This window comes from Caballeronia sp. LZ034LL (assembly GCF_031451215.1).
Taxonomy (GTDB): Bacteria; Pseudomonadota; Gammaproteobacteria; order Burkholderiales; family Burkholderiaceae; genus Caballeronia.
Map to the genome: position 1 here is coordinate 1,355,709 of NZ_JARUXR010000004.1, position 19,764 is coordinate 1,375,472.

The 19,764-nt window shown below is 61.4% G+C and carries 12 protein-coding genes and 1 tRNA gene; 1 reads left to right on the forward strand and 12 read right to left on the reverse strand.

Annotated elements, in window-relative coordinates:
• Positions 1–78: 78 nt before the first annotated feature.
• The 11 genes from QCE83_RS33625 to QCE83_RS33675 all read right to left on the reverse strand — a co-directional run bounded on the left by QCE83_RS33625 (position 79) and on the right by QCE83_RS33675 (position 17,995).
• Positions 79–1,785 carry a hypothetical protein gene (locus QCE83_RS33625; RefSeq protein ID WP_309821059.1) on the reverse strand — a complete coding sequence of 569 codons (1,707 nt, stop codon included), beginning with the start codon at positions 1,783–1,785 and terminating at the stop codon, positions 79–81.
• Positions 1,786–1,802: 17 nt separating this feature from the next.
• Positions 1,803–2,630 carry a hypothetical protein gene (locus QCE83_RS33630; protein WP_309821060.1) on the reverse strand — a complete coding sequence of 276 codons (828 nt, stop codon included), beginning with the start codon at positions 2,628–2,630 and terminating at the stop codon, positions 1,803–1,805.
• A 488-nt stretch (positions 2,631–3,118) separates the two neighbouring features.
• Positions 3,119–4,348, reverse strand: a complete 1,230-nt coding sequence (locus QCE83_RS33635) for a Wadjet anti-phage system protein JetD domain-containing protein (protein WP_309821061.1) — start codon at positions 4,346–4,348, stop codon at positions 3,119–3,121.
• Positions 4,323–7,679 carry an SbcC/MukB-like Walker B domain-containing protein gene (locus tag QCE83_RS33640; RefSeq protein ID WP_309821062.1) on the reverse strand — a complete coding sequence of 1,119 codons (3,357 nt, stop codon included), beginning with the start codon at positions 7,677–7,679 and terminating at the stop codon, positions 4,323–4,325. The genes QCE83_RS33635 and QCE83_RS33640 overlap by 26 nt, the downstream gene beginning before the upstream one ends.
• Positions 7,676–8,422, reverse strand: coding sequence for a DUF4194 domain-containing protein (locus tag QCE83_RS33645; protein WP_309821063.1), 747 nt, complete (start codon positions 8,420–8,422; stop codon positions 7,676–7,678). The genes QCE83_RS33640 and QCE83_RS33645 overlap by 4 nt, the downstream gene beginning before the upstream one ends.
• On the reverse strand, positions 8,406–9,869 hold the full coding sequence (locus QCE83_RS33650; RefSeq protein WP_309821064.1) for a DUF3375 domain-containing protein: 1,464 nt from the start codon (positions 9,867–9,869) through the stop codon (positions 8,406–8,408). The genes QCE83_RS33645 and QCE83_RS33650 overlap by 17 nt, the downstream gene beginning before the upstream one ends.
• 1,469 nt (positions 9,870–11,338) lie before the next feature.
• A tRNA-Ile gene (locus QCE83_RS33655) sits at positions 11,339–11,415 on the reverse strand.
• 146 nt (positions 11,416–11,561) lie between these two features.
• Positions 11,562–13,628 carry an RNA polymerase sigma factor RpoD gene (gene rpoD, locus QCE83_RS33660; protein WP_309821065.1) on the reverse strand — a complete coding sequence of 689 codons (2,067 nt, stop codon included), beginning with the start codon at positions 13,626–13,628 and terminating at the stop codon, positions 11,562–11,564.
• Between the two features lie 468 nt (positions 13,629–14,096).
• Positions 14,097–15,974, reverse strand: coding sequence for a DNA primase (gene dnaG / locus QCE83_RS33665; RefSeq protein WP_309821066.1), 1,878 nt, complete (start codon positions 15,972–15,974; stop codon positions 14,097–14,099).
• Positions 15,975–15,992: 18 nt separating this feature from the next.
• Positions 15,993–16,439, reverse strand: coding sequence for a GatB/YqeY domain-containing protein (locus QCE83_RS33670; RefSeq protein WP_309821067.1), 447 nt, complete (start codon positions 16,437–16,439; stop codon positions 15,993–15,995).
• 329 nt (positions 16,440–16,768) lie between these two features.
• Positions 16,769–17,995 carry an NAD(P)/FAD-dependent oxidoreductase gene (locus QCE83_RS33675; RefSeq protein ID WP_309821068.1) on the reverse strand — a complete coding sequence of 409 codons (1,227 nt, stop codon included), beginning with the start codon at positions 17,993–17,995 and terminating at the stop codon, positions 16,769–16,771.
• 100 nt (positions 17,996–18,095) lie between these two features.
• On the opposite strand from QCE83_RS33675, the gene tsaD reads away from it, so the two are divergent.
• Positions 18,096–19,124: a tRNA (adenosine(37)-N6)-threonylcarbamoyltransferase complex transferase subunit TsaD gene (gene tsaD / locus QCE83_RS33680; protein WP_309821069.1), complete on the forward strand. Its 1,029-nt coding sequence runs from the start codon at positions 18,096–18,098 to the stop codon at positions 19,122–19,124.
• A gap of 6 nt (positions 19,125–19,130) precedes the next feature.
• On the opposite strand, the gene QCE83_RS33685 is transcribed toward tsaD, so the two are convergent.
• On the reverse strand, positions 19,131–19,757 hold the full coding sequence (locus QCE83_RS33685) for a glutathione S-transferase N-terminal domain-containing protein (RefSeq protein WP_309821070.1): 627 nt from the start codon (positions 19,755–19,757) through the stop codon (positions 19,131–19,133).
• Between the last annotated feature and the right edge of the window lie 7 nt (positions 19,758–19,764).

Sequence of the window (19,764 nt, forward strand, 5' to 3'; positions counted from 1 at the left end):
AAACTAGCGAGGAAATCTACAATCGAAACCGCGCAACGCCCGACCTTGCCGAATCGGTCACGATCCCGAAATCGGCGGTCACGTTCGCCGAAATACGCACCCGGGAACACGATTGCGCAGCCGCCATTTCCCCGGCTGTGCCGGGAACCGGCGGATCGCCGTCAATGCGTGACTGAGGTGGGTCTCGCTAAATGACTCCAGAATCGGCGCGTAGAGGTTCTTGGTCGCCTCGATGAGTAACCTGATATCGTCCGTGACTTCCGCGTCGCGGGCGATCTCCCTGATTTCGCCGAACGTTTTCCGAAGAGCGACGAGGCCGCTTCTCAGATCGGCGAGATTCGGGCTGTCGCCGAGCGCCTCCGCGCGTTCGCGGAGGCGTCGCCGAAGTTCGCCGACGCGTTCCGCGAGCAGCTTGTCTTCGGGACGCGTAACATCGGTTCTGTCGACATGCGACAGCATGAGCGGCAAGCGCGCAACGATCTCCGTGCCGATGCCGTGTATGTCCTCGATGATCCCTTTGATCGCCTCGACATCCTGGGCCACGTCCGAGAGCAGCGTGTTGACCGTGGCCTGCCATGAGTCTTCTATCTTCATTTGGCCCAGCAAGCCTTGCAGGACCCTCTCCACGCCGAAACATGGCGCGCACCCCAACGCGTGCCAGACGACCGCCGCGCCGGCGCGCGCGATTACCTTGAAATTGGCCAAGGGCATGAGCGCGACTTGAACGCTCGCAAGAGCGGAATCTGCACGAGTCGCTTCGATGAAGCCCTTGAACAGTTCACGAGCCAGCGCCGTATCGACGAAGCCATTCATCCACTCGTCTGGTGACACTCCTCCGAGCGCGAGAAGCTCACGCATTTCGGCGCTCCGTATCAGGCTCAGGAGCCATTGCGCCCGCGCGGGTAACGCGTTGCCTTGCGGACCCGCGCACATCTTTTGCAGCAGCACCGAGCCTGTTCGCACCATGCTCCGCGTTTCCGGCGGCACATGCTTCAGCAAGCCTTCGATCCGTTCCGGGTCCTGCAATGCATGCGCGAGCCAGCCGAGTTGTTCGGGGACGCTTGCGTCCGCCGGATACGCGGGAAGATTCGAGGGTTCGAATTGCTCAGCGACATTCGAGAGCAGTCGCGCCAATTCCAACACAGGCTGAAGGAACTGTGGAAGCCACGCCGCCGGCCCGCCTTCCCTCAACAACGCTTGCAGGAATTCGGCGAAGCTGCCGTGTTCGTGCACGCTGAGCAGAGCGCCGAGTTGTCCCGTCAGCATCTGGCAGGAGCGCAAGGCTTGGCTCACGCCGGCCCGCGCGTTTTCGGGCAGCACGCGAGCCAGGCCGGGATCGCGCACCGCGCGTTCGAATTGCGTGATGGTGCGCTCGATCAACCTGACACGCGCTTCTGCCGATGCACCGTCGCCACCCTTCCACACTGCGAGCAGACCATCCAGCAGGTCCAAGATGACCCTGAGAGGCACGCGCGCGACTTCGGGCAGCAGCCGGCCCGATTGACTTTTGATGAGACTCAACGATGCGCCAAGCTTCGCGGTCAATGTGCCGGCGCTGATGTGAATCTCGTGAAACGCACCATAGAGACGCTCGCCTGTCTGATAGAACTCCATCAACACGTTGGACGTGTCGATGACGATCAATACGGGTTCCGGTATGTGGCTTCTCAACGGCGCGCCTGCCGGGCCGCCGAGGAAGCCGACCAGCCCCGCAAGCCGGTGATGGAGCGCGCCCGCTGCGCTGGGTTGGTCGGCGGAACCCTCGCCGCCGAGGCGATTGCTCACCACCAGGTAGGCCTCGCTCAGAGCCCGGCAATAGGTGGTGAACGTGGTGAGCCGTCGAAGAATGCAAGGCCAGCTCTCTCATCGTCGCCGAGCAGCGTAATCAGCGCTTGAGCCAGACCCGTGAGATTACCCGTCCGCTCAAGGATGGCGCGGGCATCGTCCATACGCCGCATGCATGCTTGCAGTGTTGCCAAGGATCGCAGCGCAGCGCGCATCGATGCATGCAAGGTCTCCGGCAAGCGGCCTGGCTGCAGGTCGACCAGATGACGGGCCTGCGCGAGCCTGTCGTCCACCGAAAGGCTCTCGTTCGTCAGCGTGGGCTCAAGACTTCGAGTGAGGACATCAATGGCCGAGTAGCTGGCAAGTCCTCGCTTGAGCCAGTCGATGGTTGATCGAGCGATGTCGCGCATGTCCTCCGGCAACCCCGCGCTGCATCGATCGAAAAGCGAGAGCCAGGCGATCACGTCTTCGAGCCAGGATGCATGGGGCCGCTCGTCACTTCGCGTCGTTCGATACAGACTGTCCGCCGCGCGCCAGAGTGTCAGGGCATCGGCCAGTTGCGCGGCGGCGCGGGTGGCTTGCGGCCGGTATGCATCAGGAAGGTAGGCGACGTAGGTTGGCAGCAACTCGCCGAGCTGCAAGAGCGTGGTGAGCCAGTCTTCGCGGCGCGTATAGATGGGCTGGAGATCGCGAAAGGCCGTTTCGCCGGCACAGCACTGTTGAACGACATCGTGGCTGAAGCGCAAGGCGATACGCGCGACCAGGTCCTGGACGGTCCGGATGAAGATGTCGCCTGCGGGGGCGGAGGAGGCGGAGCCTCGGGGCGCGTCATCCTGATCCGGCATTGGATCGTGTTCAAGCGTCCAGGGCGACGCCCCACCGCACATGCGGAAGCGGCGGGTAAAACCAATGATTCAGGCTTCGGACGCCACGTCGCATCGCTGAGGACGCGCGCTGGATTGACCTGTCGATTTCCGACTTGGCCGGCATAGTCAATGTCCCCGATGCTACGCGCACGAATCCGCCAGGTTTGAATCAGGACATTAATCCACAAAGCACGAGCATCGCGTTGAAAACACATGAGGTTTTAATGAATCTTCAGGAAAACCGGATGGACGAATTTTCGTCCGGATGCCTTAGCGTTTGCTTGAATTGAAATGGCATGGAGTCTAAGAGGGGATTCTTGTGGCGACGCGAACGAGCAGTGGATCGTTAAACATAGCCAGCCCGATGAATGGATCATAATCTGGTCGCAATCCTGGAGTGTCCACGCTACTGCTCACTACCGCACGGCGCGCAGCGCATAAGCGCGGTAAGGCATTCAATCTTCGAACTACCGCGGCACCGCGGTAGATCCATGTGATTCATCCGTCGGTGCGTGGCCGAAGCCAAGGTCCACGACACGCCCTAACGCTGCCAACGCCTCCTTCCAGTTCAAGCGTTCTTGCTCAAGTCGCACGCGCTGCCCCCAAGTATTGCTCCTGAGATGGCCATACACCCGCCGTTCGTCTGTGGTCAGCGTCAATAGAGGCACGTCCGGGCATTGCGATAGCTCCTGGCCCCAGAGAGATTCATGCGAAAGCAGTGTCGCCTCGTCCATCAGTACAGAACGCAAATGCGGCACTACTCTGCGAGCCCGGTCCAGGATCGCGAACCCATGAGTGTCAATGTCACCCCAGTAAGCGACCACCGCAGCTTGTATCCACGGCAAGGCGCCCAATACGCCAACTGCATTTCCAAGACGCATGACAACGACCGCATCAGGGATGTCCGGAAATGCCAAACCTGTCTCAAGGTTCTCAACGATGAACACTGTTCTGGGCGATATGGGCAATCCGGCAAGCTCGACGGCAGGCGCTTCGATATCGCAAAGTCCCGCTACCTGCGCTCGAAGCGACGGGCATAATAATCGGATGCGAACCCGATGAGCGGGTTTGCGCAGGCCGCACAATGTGTGGAAATCAATGTCCTCGCTGCTGACTCCTCTGATCGCCCGAAGTAGACCGGCAATCAGACCCATTCGCTTCTCCAGCCATTTCGTGTCCAGCCCTTCTACCGGAATCTGGCGCAGATACAGGTTCGATTGCGGATTCGACTCGACCCATGCCAGAAATGACATCAACCGGTCGAAGTCCTCGTCCGTGTAGTCCGCCAGAATATCGAACCTTGATGCCAGCGCGTTCCCATACGCCAGCGACGACCAGCGATCCAACATGAGCCGGATGCGTCCTGCAGCGGTCGTCCAACGCCTGGATTGCCCCACAGCAGCAGCCACCTGTTGCGCATCAGCAAGACTCAAGGTAACCGGCAACATATGCTTTCCAAGCCGGACGAACTGGCGCGCTTCGAAGGCAACTTCCCCTGGCCCTGTCCTGCCCTGCCACGCGCTTGCCCAGCTTCGAACCGCGGTCGGATCCTCGGCAATGTCCTTTTCCGTCGGCGTGCCCAGCGAGACAATCAGAGGCCAGCTCCCACCACCGGAAAGCCAGGTCTGATGCTGATTGTTGAAGCGGCGCACGAGGAAGTCTTGCGCCGCCTCAGGAGATAGAAGCTTCTTCGGCATGACGCACATCCGGGGAAAGTTTCAAACGCTGTGTCTCGTCGTCATACTCGATTGGAATAACGGCGGACGTCTTCCGATCCTTGATATGGACGAAGCACGCCCCGCCAATGAATGGCTCCAGCGTCATCACCGACTTCAACGGCGTGGCCACGATCATCTGAAACCCGAAGGTCTTGAAGATATTCATCGCCATCGCGGTAAACTCGGCATCCGCCTTGTCGAACGCTTCGTCGAGCACCACCGTGGAGTAGCCAGGGAGTGCCCGGTCCTGGCCGCCAAGCTGGTAACGAAGAGCGGCAGCGAGGCAAGTCGCGGCCAGCTTCTGACGCTGACCGCCCGACTTGCCAGCGCCGCTGCGATAGACCTCCACCTCGATTTCATCCTCGTCCAGCTCGCGTGCGACGAACTCGACGTGCTGCCTGACGTCGAGCACCAGGCTGCGCCAGTTCTTGTCTACGGTTTCCTGACTTGCGAGACGTTTGACCAGGGCCGCCAGCTCCTTGAAGCGCTCCTCGGCCAAGTCGCGGTCGTTCGAAAACGAATGGCTGAGCGACTCTCTCAGGCTCGCTCGGAAGAGCCGGATGTCCTCCAACGATTTATCCGTCGTGTCGATGACAAGATGGGTCCCCGGGTTGAATGGCGCCGTCCGCAAGCTCTCGTTGACCAACTCCATGCGCGCCCGAATGGCCGATCGCTCTTCGTCAAGCTTGGTCACCAACAGCGTGAGGTTCTGGTCACTTTGCTCGCGCAACAAGCTGAAGAATCGGTCCTCATACGCTGGAAGGTTGTCGTCTTCCAAACGTTTGAGCTTCGCCAGGTAATCGTCCGCGCTGGCAAGCGTGGCATCGAGACCGGCAGCCACCGCCGGCCAGAGCCGGTTGAATTCTGCAAAACGCTGCACGATGGAGTTCTTTAATTCGGTGAGACGGGTATCCAGCGCGCGCAGTTCGCCGCTGAGACCCCGATCCACCAGACCGGTCACCTGGTCCACGTTCTCAAGGGTCAATGCCTTGCCCGTGGCAGCGTACCGCACGGAGATTTCGTCGGCGAACGCCGGGGGTTTATCTATGGTGGGCCACAAGCGCGTGAGGTCGGCAAGCTTGCTGTTCAGCTGATCGATATCCCTGGCAATGCCCTTGCCCTTTGCATCCTCTTCGTTCCTCTTGCTGACAGCTGTCGCGTGGACGCCCTCCTGAGCCTTGATCCGGTCGTCCAGAATCGCGAGGTCGGGGCGTGCGTCCCGCTCCAACTTTAGCCGCTCCGTCAGATCGTCGATACGAGTCAGGAGGGAACCAACATCGACATCACTCCAGGTCAGATTCGACAGGTTCTGGCAGTGCAGCAGTTGTTTCTGCTGGAACTCTTCTTCCTCTCCAATCTTGTCCAGTGCCGCTTGCAGTTCAGAGATGCGTCGACCCAGTTCGGACGCCTTTTCCTTGTACAGATTCAGCTTGTCCTTGTTATCGAAACCCAGTACCCACTGACTGCGATCATTGAACGAGTGACGGTCGTTTTTCTCGTGCCGCATGGCGTTATGCTTCACCTGCCCCTCGCGGGTAACGGCTCGATGCGCATGGCGCAATGCCTGCAAGGTGTCGGCGCACTCGAGGTCGAAGGAGTGCTTCAACTCTTCCCTGACCCAGTCGCCAAAGATCCCCGATGCCAGATTCAGCTTGCGCACCATCGAGTTGGCGCTCAGCGGGCGACCTGGAGGCTGCGGGATGATCCGAAAATACACCAGTCGCTCGCCGATGTTGCGCTCGTTCAGATAGGCCGAGACCACTGAATAGTGCTTCTCGTCGACGAGGATGGAACGAGCGAACCCACCTAGCACACGCTCAATGGCGCCGCGCCATTCAGCAGCGTCCGGCCGCACCTCGACCAATTCGCCAACGAAGGGGAGTTTTTCTTCCGGTATGGAGAGGTCACAGGTCATGCGCTCCCGCAGGTCCACGAGCCGAGCCGGCAGATTCGATTTTTGCCGTTCGAGTGCCTGGATTTCAGCCACGGCCTTGCTGAACTCCTCGCTAGCCATTCGATGCTGCGTCTTCAACTGGTCTTTCCGGTCATCAACTTCCTTCTTCAGGTCACGAGCCTTCAGCACCCGCTGCCTGGCTGAATCTACACGCTGAACGAACCCCACGACACCGTCAGGCATCGCCCATCCCATGACCTTGCAGGCTGCCGCCGCCTGGTCTCGCTTGGCGATCCGCACGGGTTTTTCCACCTCGGCCGCCTTGATCTCGTCTTCAAGCCGAACGAGGACACCCGCATCCATGTTGATCTTCTGACGCTGGAGGTCTGTCAGCTTGATGAATTCGTCGTCCACACGCCGCGCGAGAAGGAGGCCTTCCTGCCGAGTGCCCTCCTTTTCAACCTCCAACTCTGCAATGCGCTCCTCCATAAGCAGCCTGCGGCGATGCTCGCGGTACGGGTCGATCACAGCCTGGATGGCCTGCAATCCGTTGCGTTCGTTGTTGTCACGATCAAGTGCCATGTGCTCGTCGCGCGCTGGCTTGAGCGTCTGGATCTGCTTGCGGGCAGCCACCACCTCCTGATGTGCTTCATTGAGTTCGCCGAACTCGGTAACGAGACTGGCTGCAATGCTGAAGGTTTCAGGTTCATCCAGCATGAAGTCGCGCAGGAACGCATTGAGGTCGCCCAGATTCTTTGCGGACTGCGTCTTGTGTAAAAGCCGGAGCGCGCGCTCATTGTCGATACCGAGCAGACGACGAAAACGCTCCTGATAAGCACTGAATTCCGGGTGAACCTTTGCATCCACCAGGTCATGCTTGAAACGTCGAACATCAAACTCGTGCTTCGCAAAAAACTCCAGCTCCTGAATATGGAACTCTCGTTCGAGTGTCAGGAATACGCGCTTCGCGTCTCCCGGCGCCGTGGAATTCCCCTTGACCCACAGAACCTGTGCAAGCACGACGACACGTCCCTGTTCGTTGCGATAGGTCTCCGCAATGGCAGACCAGGTGGTGCCGTTACGCAGATACTGCGAGACGTACTCTCCACTGTCCCCGGTCTGCTGCGCCCAAGCGCCGCGGAGATAGGTCATGACGTTGCGGTCACGGCCGTGTCGTTCGGCTTCGCGCGCGGCAACATTGAAGTCGATCCACTTCGGCGGAGTCATCAGGGCCGCATGCGCGTCGAGCACGGTCGACTTGCCGGAGCCGGATGGGCCTACGAAGAGGTAGCCTTGCGCTGGAATAGAAAAATCGAAGACGTTGCAGAATGTGCCCCAGTTGAAGATCTGGATGCGCGTCAGGCGAAATTGCTCATTCCCGCCATCCAGCAACAGCGCTTGTCCGGCAGTGTTCACAGTCCGTCCTCCTCATCAGTGTCATCCTCGATAGCCGCTTCATCGCTTGCAGCATTGTCTGGCTCACCGGTGGTCGGCATTGACAGAGCCAGTTGCCCATAGGTTCGCGTGAGCTGCAGAATGTCTTCGGCCGAGAACAGCAGCTTCAACGTGGGCGAAACCTCGTAGCGTTCGTCGGAATTGCGAATGCGCTGGAGCAAGCTCAGCTTTTTCGCCTTGTCCACGGCGTTCATGATCTGCCGGCCAAACTTCGCATGGTCCGGGTTATGGTCGCGCTCGAAAACGCCAAGGTGCTCCTGCATGTCCGCCAGCGAAACCGCAGTGCGCTCGCCTTGAGCATCGGCCTGCGTGAGACGCTGACGCAGGAACAGGAGCAATGCGGTCTCGAGAAAGGTGAGCGAGGCCTTTCGCAAAAGGATGGGAACTTCGAGTTCCTCTGATGTCACCTGTCGGGTGAATGCCACCTGCTGCTCGTGGTCGATGACGACTTCAAGAAATAACTCGTGAAGCCGGGACCGAACAATCGCTTCGTCTCGCAGCAAGATCGGCCAGAGCCTCGACTGCCGCCGTGCATCGATCGAAGGGCCGAGCAGCAACTGCACCATGACGTGACGAGTGTCGATCGGTAGCGAACCGGTATCGCAGAGGAAGGTAGCGTCATCCATGCCTTCCGCCGCTCCAGCTTCGTCGTCGTTGAGGGCCGGGTTTGCCGCCGCGTTGCTTTCTTCAGTCGACAAGTTCAAGATAACGCTCCTTGATAAAGTAAATAGCGGGTATCCGTGCGCGGCGATGTGCGGCAAGCTCAACCTGCCACTCGACGATTTCAGAACCCTCGGTGACCTCGCCATGCCTGGCGCCAAGTGCGACGTAGCCGACGACGCTCCCCAATCCCTGTTCGGCTGGGAACTCCATCAGCACCTGGCCGATGGTGGCTTGGGACTGATGATCGAGGACCGAACGCACATGCTGCTTCAATGTGCGGAAGTCGATTTCTGACTGTCGGACAAGCTCATTGACCGTCTCCAGGTCGAGTTCGGAGGCTTCTGCATCCAGCATCGAGGAGTCGGTGACTCTGTGTGCGGGGTCGTATGGCAACCACTGGGACACGGAGCGAATGCGGCTGCTCGACTGCATCAGTTCGAAGCCGATCTGCTCGTTGGGGCGAACCATGTTTTTGGCTGCAAGCGCCGCCTGCGTCGCTTCCTTGAGCAATCCATGCAAACGCCGATGCTCCAGGAACTCCCGACTCTGGACGAAGCTCTTGAGACTACGGGCAAAGTTCTGAAGTACGTCATGCACGCTGCGACCTTCGTTCAGGAGCGTGCCAGTCAGGCCGAGCAGGAACTTGCGTTCATGCGACTCGAGGTCGCGTGCGAAGGAGCGGCTTGTCACGTCATCGAGAGACTCGCGCAAGGTCGCGGCCTGCTCGATGTCCGTGAGCAACCCCCAAAAGGCGTTGAACGTGCGCCCGGCATCACTCTCTCCGATGAGGTCGACGCCTGCGAATAGCTGCTCGAGAACGTCCCCGCGGCTGCCTTCGTTTTCCATGAGACTTTGTCGTAGTCCTCGGTTGAGCCGCTCGAACTCGTCGCGTACATGCCTGAAGTCCGACGCGAGTTCCTGAGCCAAAGCGAGAACCTCGCGAGCTCGCTCGAGGGCGCGGTCGTTCGGCAGTGTCGTGACTCCACTTCGCTGGACTTCTGTGATCGCCCGGTCGATCCGGTCGCGCTCCGCATGCAATGCGGCCAATCGAGCAGAAGGGCTGCTATTTGTCTCGTCGGCAAGTCGCGATAGCTGATGGATTACCACCGACAGCCGACTCTCGGTGGCGGTAGTTCGCGGTTGGAGCAGCCCGGTGACAAAGCGCAGCGCCGTCAGTGTGCCGGCAGAGAGCTCGTACTCTTCCTCAGGTGCACCGGCGGGAAACCTCCGGGTGAGCCAACCTTGGTTGAGCCACTCGGCGACGTAGGCTTGTGGAGTCTGCGGAAGGTCTTCTCCTGCCGAGCGCAGCGAGTCGATATCCCGGCCCAAGCGCTCATGCAGAACAGAACTCGGGAGCGTCTTCTCGGTCTCTGCAAACAGGGATTGCAGCATGGCAATGACAGCCGGCGCCTTCGTGGCAGCCAGCAAGCGCCACAACGGCTGTTCGCGTAAATTGCGGAGCGCGGCGGCAGCACGCAACGCCCTCATGGCATCCTCGCTACTGCCGGTTCACGACTGCCACGCATGCAGACGTTCCCGTAAGCTTGCGACCTGTCACGAACTGCCTCACGGCGCGCGTGATCGAAAATGGGTGAATCCTTCGCCATTGCTCAATGCTCCAATCCGGTTAAACATCCGTGTGGCGTCCAGCGCGAGACTCCAATGCCGGACCTTTCGCGGGCCGCGTTGCTATCCGGCCTCAGATACCGCTTCGGGAAGCTCTTGTCCAGTCGTAGAGTCAATGCGGCGTCCGATCACCCTTGCGTATCCATCAGCTCCATTCATTACGAAGCTTCCTTGCCCAGGACAGCGCCTTGCGATGTCGTCGAAAAACGGACCGATCGCGCTGGAGGGACGCGTCGCCCTTTCGCGACTGGCCCACGAAACTCGGGTTGTGAAACGCCCGCCATGGCGCTTCCGGACTTGCGGTGCAAATAAATTGCCGCGCTGATGATGGCGATCACTGCGTTCCGATCCACCTCTCCCGCGGAATGGCCGCAATTAGCGCGAGCAGTCCAATGACTGCTGCGCTCATGACTCGACTGGACCCGGCTTTCCTCGGTCTAGCCATGTTGCTTTCCACTCGTGACGACTCAAATAAAGTTATTGCACTTCGCCCGATTGAAGGTCATGCCCAAGTTCATTTTCTGGCACGCACCATTCGCGCAAATTTACCGCAACGCAGGTCAAATTCACGGCCAATAAGAACTGACGTTCAATGACTCGTTTTAGATTTTAACGGTTGATTATCAAAAACGTTCACGTCAGGAGCATTGGAGTCCAGGTTGTCACATTTTCTATAAAAATTTGTTTTTGTTTTAGGCGGTGTTTTCATGGTCAATACCGCCCGGACACAAACTTCGTAGAGTGCAGGCTCCCGCCTCCGTTACCGTCCGGTTTATCTTGAGGATACGCAGAGGACCCACTACCCACGCCGGGTTATCGACATCTTTATTTGAAGCGGTTCGATCTTACTTCGTCGGTCACCCTCCTTCACGCCGCCGACCCAATCCGCGGTCCAAGAAGAGTCTTATTACCCGATAGGAAATATCCGTAACGAAAATACAACCGATACCACCCTTGATATTGACAAAGCAGGGCAAGAAGAGATTTGCCGCTGAATACCGACAAGACCAGATAACTGTCTTTTGTCAGGACTTTAGTTGTCTTCTCGCGTTTCCAGGTTCGTCGACCGTGTAGCGACGGCCCGAAAATGACCGACAACCGAAAAGCCTTGATAAGTCGATCAGGCGGATTTGCATTACTGGAGAAATCGCAGCGCCCTTGAGACTTATCTTGGGCATGCGCGGCGAGAAATAATAGTGGATGGCGCCGCAAACCGCGCGATGTCCTGTTCAGCGAATCTCGCATTCACGTGATCGACTAAACCACGCCAATCGAGGTGGCCATGTCATGCTTGACCGCGCAGCCGCCTGTGGGACGCGCGTCAGAAAGACTGGTGGGCCGGGTGGGATTCGAACCCACTATCGGTCGATTATGAGTCGACAGCTTATACCAATTAAGCTTCCGGCCCCTGGCGCTACTGGCCTTCAAACGCGACGGGCAAAAAGAAAGCGCCGCGATCGGCGCTTTCCTGACTTCTGAACCGTGCGCTGGGCGTTTCCGAAGGCTAGCGAGTTTGCCTCACTACGCCTCTCAATACAAGCCCGCCGTGCCCGTTCAATTGCCTTCGAGGAACGACTTCAGCTTGTCCGAGCGGCTCGGATGACGCAGCTTGCGCAGCGCCTTCGCCTCGATCTGACGGATGCGCTCGCGCGTCACGTCGAACTGCTTGCCGACCTCTTCCAGCGTGTGATCCGTGCTCATTTCGATACCGAAACGCATGCGCAGCACTTTCGCCTCACGCGGCGTCAGCGAATCGAGCACGTCCTTCACGACATCGCGCATCGAGGCATGCAGCGCGGCGTCCGACGGCGCCACCGTGTTCGTATCCTCGATGAAGTCGCCGAGATGGGAATCATCGTCGTCGCCGATCGGCGTTTCCATGGAGATCGGTTCCTTCGCGATCTTCATGATCTTGCGGATCTTGTCCTCCGGCATTTCCATCTTCTCGGCGAGCGTTGCCGGATCCGGCTCGAGACCGGTTTCCTGCAGGATCTGCCGCGAGATGCGGTTCATCTTGTTGATCGTTTCGATCATGTGAACCGGAATGCGGATGGTGCGCGCCTGGTCCGCGATGGACCGCGTAATGGCCTGCCGGATCCACCACGTGGCATAAGTCGAAAACTTGTAGCCGCGACGGTATTCGAACTTGTCCACCGCCTTCATCAGGCCGATGTTGCCTTCCTGGATGAGATCGAGGAACTGCAAACCACGGTTCGTGTACTTCTTCGCGATGGAAATCACGAGGCGCAGATTGGCCTCGGTCATCTCGCGCTTCGCCTGACGCGCCTTCAATTCGCCCGCCGCCATCTGGCGGTTGGTTTCCTTAAGATCCTTCAGCGGCAACACGACACGCGCCTGCAAGTCCAGCAGACGCTGCTGCTGCTCGCGGATGGCGGGAATGTTCCGCTCCAGCACGGCGCTGTAGTCATGCCCTTCGGCAACTACTTTCTCGGACCAGTCGAGATCCGTCTCGCTGCCCGGGAAGCGCGTGATGAACTCGGCGCGCGGCATGCCGCACTTGTCCACGACCGTATGGAGGATCTGCCGTTCGACTTGGCGGACTTCATCGACCTGCGCGCGCAGCGTGTCGCACAGGCGCTCGACGGTGCGCGCCGTGAAGCGGATATTCATCAACTCGGTCTGGATGGCTTCCTGCGCCTTCAAATACGCCTTGGACTTGTAGCCTTCCTTCTCGTAGGCGCGGCGCATCTTGTCGAACCATTCGCTGATGAGGGCGAACTTCTCGAGCGACTGGAGCTTCAGGGCTTCGAGCTGGGCAGCGTTGGCGCTGGCCTGCGCGGCGCCGTCGTCCTCTTCTTCCTCTTCCTCGTCGCCGTCCTTCTCTTCCTCGGCTTCCTCGTCTTCCGATTCGATCGCCTCGGCTTCCTGTTCGGAAAAGCCGTCCGTGTCCTGGGCATTCGGATCGATCAGGCCGTCGACGAGTTCATCGACGCGAATCTCTTCGTTCTGCACGCGCTCGGCCATGGCCAGGATGTCGGCGATGGTCGTCGGGCAGGCGGAGATCGCCATGACCATGTGCTTGAGGCCGTCCTCGATGCGCTTCGCAATCTCGATTTCGCCTTCGCGCGTCAGCAGTTCGACGGTGCCCATTTCGCGCATGTACATGCGGACCGGGTCGGTCGTGCGGCCGAATTCGGAATCGACGGTGGAAAGCGCGACTTCGGCTTCTTCCTCGACTTCGTCGTCGGAAGAGGCATTCGGCGCGTTGTCGTTCAGGAGCAGCGTTTCGGCGTCGGGCGCTTGTTCGTACACCGCCACGCCCATGTCATTGAACGTGCTGATGATGCCTTCGATCGCCTCGGTTTCCGTGAAGTTGTCCGGAAGGTGATCGTTGATCTCGCCATAGGTGAGGAAGCCGCGCTCCTTGCCGAGCTTGATGAGCGCGCGCAGCTTGCCGCGCCGCTCCTCGAGTTCCTCGACCGTGCCCGGCGCGCTCGACGAGAACGCATCCTTCAGAAGTGCCTTCTCCTTCGCGCGGCGATCGCGAGCCCTGGCCTTTTCGACCTTCGCCGCGGGAGCGGCGGCGCCAGACTCTGCGTTTTGCATTGCGTCGTCTTCGACGGATACATCGTTCAGCTTTTTCGTCATGGAGTTCGCCATACCGGCTTTAGTCTCGACTCGCGGCTGCTGGACAACAGCCGATGGAACCGTGAATACCCAATATGCGCACGCTGCTTCGTCCTGCGTGCCCTGCCCGGGGCGCTACCGCCGATCCGACAAGAATGAACCGCCTGTCTCGCCTACCCGCAATAGCAACCGCTTCCCTTCCACCCGTCTGTACGCCGGCGTGCGTTTCAGTCTGTTTCGTATGATTTATGCGGCCCGCGCCACGCAAATCGCCGAACTTCACAACAGATGCCGCCGTGAAACCGCCCGGTCAGCTAGCGCCGGCGTGTGCTCCGCATGCCCTGTGCTGCTTTCGTGGCCCGCAAAAAGCCGCTCAGATGCCCCTTCAAATGCCCTTTTTCAACCACTCCGCCGATGTTGCGCCGTGGACGTAAAACAACAGTCCGACGACACAAGCAGTTGACAAAAAGCACTTCCATTTGAACTTTTAATTATAGCATTTCACTTTCCGCCATCAGGGCTGGCAACACGCCCGGCCTTGATCTGCGCGACCCGTGCCGACAGGTCCGAAAACTCCGCCACTTCTTCCGCCGAAAGGTTGGCCTGCCGCGCCAGTTGATCCAGCCGCGCGCGATAGCTGTCATGCCTCAGCTTCACGACCGTGGCCTGCAGCTCTTCGGCAAGCAGACGCTTCTGTTCCTCGACCCGCTGCGCCGCATCCTCGTCGGATGGATCGCGCAACAGCAAATCGCGAACGTTTTCATCATAGGCGAGAATTTCCTGAAAGATATCTTCGTACGTGGGCGCATTTGCTGCATTTCTCAAGACGTCCGAGAGCATCTGGAACTCGGCTTCACCACCCAGTTCACGTGCATGCCCGATCACCTCGCTGAACAACTCGCCGTGTTCGGTCATGGTGACCAGCGTGCGCTCGGCTTCCTGATCGAGCGCCACGCCGATTCCCGGATACATCACCAGGTTCCGTAACGCCCGCTGTTCCTGGCCGGTCACCCGGCGGCGCTCGCTCTTCGGCACGTTCGCGCGGGCCACGGCGGCCGCGCGCGAATCGATGTCGCACAGCGCGGCGATCTCCGTGAACGGCGTGCTCAGCCGGTCCGCCAGCATGTGCAGGATCTGCACGCGCAACGCGTTCGCGGGCAAGGCCTGAAGCAGCGGCTTGGCGTCGAACAGCGCTTTCGCGCGGCCTTCCGGCTGCTCCAGTTCCTTGTCGTTCAGCACCTCGTTCAGCAGGAACTGCGACAGCGGCATCGCGCGATCGACCTGTTCGCCGAAACCATCCGTGCCGAACTCGCGAACATAACTATCCGGGTCGTGCTCCTTCGGCAGGAACAGGAACTTGATCGTGCGGTTGTCCGCCGCGTGCGGCAGCGCCGCTTCCAGCGCGCGACGCGCGGCGCGGCGCCCTGCCGAATCGCCGTCGAAACTGAACACCACCGTGTCCGTCTGGCGAAACAGTTTTTGTACGTGAACCGGCGTGCACGCGGTGCCGAGCGTCGCGACCGCGTTGGCAAAGCCAAGCTGCGCCAGCGCGACGACATCCATATACCCTTCGACGACCAGCACGTAGCCCAGTTCACGCACCGCGAGCCGCGCCTCGAACAATCCGTACAGCTCGCTGCCCTTGCTGAAGAGCGGCGTCTCGGGCGAGTTCAGGTACTTGGGCTCGCCGCCGTCGAGCACGCGCCCGCCGAAGCCGATCACGTTGCCCTTCACATTGCGGATCGGGAACATCACGCGTTCGCGGAAGCGGTCGTAGCGGCGCGCCTGCCCTTGCGCATCGGTCTTCTCGCTGACGATCACGAGGCCCGCTTCCACCAGGTTCTCATCCCGATAATCGGTAAACGCGGTTTCGAGGTTCTGCCATCCATCCGGCGCATAACCGAGCCCGAAGCGCGCGGCCACTTCACCCGTCAGCCCGCGTTTTTTGAGATAGGCAATGGCATTCGGCGCGCCCCGCAACTGCTTGCGATAGAAATCGCAGGCGGTCTGCATGACGTCGGTGAGCGCGACGCTGACCGCCCGGCTCGGCGCACTCTCGCCGCCTGACCCGCCGCCGCGAAACGACGGCTCTTGCGGCACGGTCAGTCCGGCGCCTTGTGCAAGATCCTTGACGGCTTCCGGGAAAGTCAGGCCGGTGTGTTCCATCAGGAAGCCGATTGCCGTGCCGTGCGCGCCGCAGCCGAAGCAGTGATAGAACTGCTTGGTCGGGCTGACCGTGAACGACGGGCTCTTCTCGTTATGGAACGGACAGAGGCCCATGAAGTTCGCGCCGCCCTTCTTCAACTGGACGTAGCGGCCCACCACGTCGACGATATCGACGCGGTTGAGCAGGTCTTGCAGGAAAGCGTGAGGAATCACCGGGCAGTCGGCAGCTGATTACTTGGCGAGTGCCGCCTTCACCTGTGCCGAAACGGCCGTCATGTCGGCCTTGCCGGCGAGCTTCGGCTTCAGCACGCCCATCACCTTGCCCATGTCCTGCGGACCGGCCGCGCCGCTCGCCGCGATGGCGGCCTGCACTTCGGCGGCGATGGCGTCGGCGGAAAGCTGCTCCGGCATGTACGCGGACAGGATGGCGAGTTCCGCCTTTTCCTTGTCGGCGAGATCGGTGCGGCCCGCGCCTTCGAACTGGCTGATGGAATCCTTGCGCTGCTTGATCATCTTGTCGATGACGGCCGTGATGGCGGCGTCGTCGAGTGTGACGCGATCGTCGACTTCACGCTGCTTGATTGCCGCCAGCAGCAGCCGAATCGTGCCGAGGCGCTCGGTTTCGCGCGCGCGCATGGCAGTCTTCATGTCGTCGTTGATCTGGTCCTTGAGGCTCATCGTTCACCCGGTGCAATTGCGATAAATGGCGATAACTGGATTCCGGCTGGCCCGGCGGTGGCGTGATCGTGAAAGCAAAAACCCGCTTGGGAACGCATCCTCAAGCGGGACTTTTCTGCGGGCCATTCCGGGCCGCGGCAAGGCGTGCCACAACGACGCTCCCGCGTGCCAGCCAGAGCGGAGGGCTTCCTCCGATGACCGGTTGAGTATAGCAAACGGGTTCGCGTTTCGAGACTCGCCAAAACCCCCGTTCCGGAAGGATTGACCGATTTTCGGAGTGCTCTGCTGGCCGGGCTTCGGGTGCTTGCCGGTTGCTTGCCGGTTGCTCTTCAGCCGCCCGTCGCCACGCCGCGCGCGTGCTCCGCCGCCGCCTTGCCCGCCGCGACGCCCGAGGCCCACGCCCACTGGAAGTTATAGCCGCCGAGCCAGCCGGTCACATCGACCACTTCGCCGATGAAGTACAACCCGGCAACCCGCGCGCTCATCATCGTCGCCGACGACAGCTCGCGCGTATTCACGCCGCCGCGCGTCACTTCCGCCTTGCGATAGCCCTCGGTGCCGCTCGGCGTCAGCGTCCAGTTCGACAGTGATGCGCCGAGCGCGCGCAGCGTGCGGTCGGGGAGATCGGCGAGACGGGCATCGAGGGCGACCTTGTGCGCCGCGAGCCACGCCTGCGCGAGGCGCGCGGGCACATGCGCGGCCAGCAGCGTGCCGATCTGCTTCTTCGAGCTCGCCTTGGCCTCGAGCAGCATCGCGGTGGCGTCGATGCCGGGCAGCAGGTCGATCTCGACCGGCTCGGACGTATTCCAGTAACTCGACACCTGCAGCACGCCCGGCCCGGACACGCCGCGATGCGTGAGCAGCAGGTCTTCGTCGAACTCGCCGCGCGTCTTGCCCTTGCCCGCGCCGATGCGCACCGGCAGCGACAGCCCCGATAGCGCCGCGAACGGCTCCCAGTCGGTCGATGTGAAGGTGAGCGGCACGAGCGCCGGCCGGGTGTCGACGAGCGTGTGGCCGAACTGTTTCGCCACCCGGTAGCCGAAGTCCGTCGCGCCGATCTTCGGTATCGAGAGCCCGCCCGTCGCGATCACGAGCGCCGCCGCGCCGAGCGCGCCCGCGTTCGTGTCCAGCGTGAAGCGCGCGCCGTCGTGGCGAATCTCGTGGACCGTCACGGGCCGCCGCCAGGTCACGCCGCCCGCGTCGCACTCGCGCTTGAGCATGTCGATGATCGTTTCGCTGGAGTCGTCGCAGAACAGCTGGCCCTTGTGCTTCTCGTGCCATTTCACGCGGTGCTGCTTGAGCAAGGCGAGAAAGTCGCGCGGCGTGTAGCGGGCCAGCGCGGAGCGGCAGAAGTGCGGATTCTCCGAGAGAAAGTTGGCCGGCTGCGCGTGGCTGTTGGTGAAGTTGCAGCGCCCGCCGCCGGAGATGCGGATTTTTTCGGCGAGACGCGCGGCGTGATCGATCAGCACGACGCGGCGCCCGGACTGGGCGGCCACGGCCGCGCACATCATGCCGGCCGCGCCCGCGCCGATGACGGCGATATCGAAGGATTCCATGGCGCGCATTTTAACCGCTGCACCGGGACGGCTCGGGGCCACGGAACGCGCACGGGCCGCCGCTGCTATACTTTTTTGTTCCCTCCGAAGTCTCACTCCCATGCTCGTTCTCGGCATCGAAAGCTCCTGCGACGAAACCGGCCTCGCCCTCTACGACACCGAACGCGGCCTGCTATCGCACGCCCTTCATTCGCAGATCGCGATGCATCGCGATTACGGCGGCGTCGTGCCGGAACTGGCGTCGCGCGATCACATCCGGCGGGCGCTCCCGCTGCTTGAGGAGGTGCTGGAGCAATCGGGCGCGGCGCGCGGCGACATCGACGCCATCGCGTTCACGCAAGGCCCGGGGCTCGCGGGCGCGCTGCTGGTGGGCGCGAGCGTCGCCAATGCGCTCGCGATGGCGTGGGACAAGCCGACTGTCGGCATTCACCATCTGGAAGGGCATCTGCTGTCGCCGCTGCTGGTGGCGGAGCCGCCGCCGTTTCCGTTCGTCGCGCTGCTGGTCTCGGGCGGACACACGCAGTTGATGCGCGTGACCGATGTCGGCGTCTACGAAACCCTCGGTGAAACGCTCGACGATGCCGCCGGCGAAGCCTTCGACAAGACCGCCAAGCTGCTCGGCCTCGGTTATCCCGGCGGCCCGGAAGTCTCGCGGCTGGCCGAATTCGGCACGCCGGGCGCGGTGGTGCTGCCGCGTCCGATGCTCCATTCGGGCGACCTCGACTTCAGCTTCAGCGGGCTCAAGACAGCCGTGCTGACGCAGAGCCGCAAGCTCGGCGCCAATGTGTGCGAACAGGGCAAGGCGGATCTGGCGCGCGGTTTCGTCGATGCCGCCGTCGACGTGCTGGTCGCCAAGTCGCTCGCGGCGCTGAAGCAGACCGGCCTCAAGCGGCTGGTAGTGGCGGGCGGCGTCGGCGCGAACCGGCAACTGCGCGAAGCGTTGTCGGCGGCGGCGAAGAAGCGCCGCTTCGACGTCCATTACCCCGACCTCTCGCTCTGCACCGACAACGGCGCGATGATCGCGCTCGCGGGCGCTTTGCGCCTGTCGCGCTGGCCGGAGCAGGCCGTGCGCGACTACGCGTTCACGGTGAAGCCGCGCTGGGACTTGTCCTCGCTGGCGCGCGCCTGATCCGGCTTATCTCGGCGGGTTGAACGGCTGCACGATCGACGCAAAGGCCGGCAGCATCTCGCACCGGTCGCTGTGAGCGATCAGCGCAGGCCATCGGGTCGACGCGAAAATCTCCGGATGCGCCTCGCGCGCGAAGCGCAGCGCGCAGGCCACGGTAATATCCGCGTGGCCGATGGCATCGCCGAACCAGAACGCCGCCGGACGCGCGGCGCGATCCGTTTCCAGCGCATTCAGCACGCGCTCGACCTGACCCATGCAGCGGTCGAGCCAGGTCTGCGACCGCTCCTTGTGCAGCACGCGCTCATAGACCAGCGCGACGGCCTTGTCGGCCAGACCGGTGGCCAGCGCGCAGATCTTGAGCGCGTGACGCCGTTCCGGCCCCTCCGCCGCGATCAGCGCGTGCGCCGCGCCGGCCTGCTCGTCGAGGTAGTCGAGGATCATCGCGCTTTCGATCAGCACGTCGCCGGAATCGAGCACCAAGGTCGGCACGCGGATCAGCGGATTGAACGGCGCGATCTTGTCGGCATCGCCGAAGACGGACCACGGACGATGCTCGTACGGCATGCCATAGAGACTCGCCGCGATGGCGACGCGCCGCACGAACGGGGAATCGTATTGGCCGATCAGGATCAAGATGCGC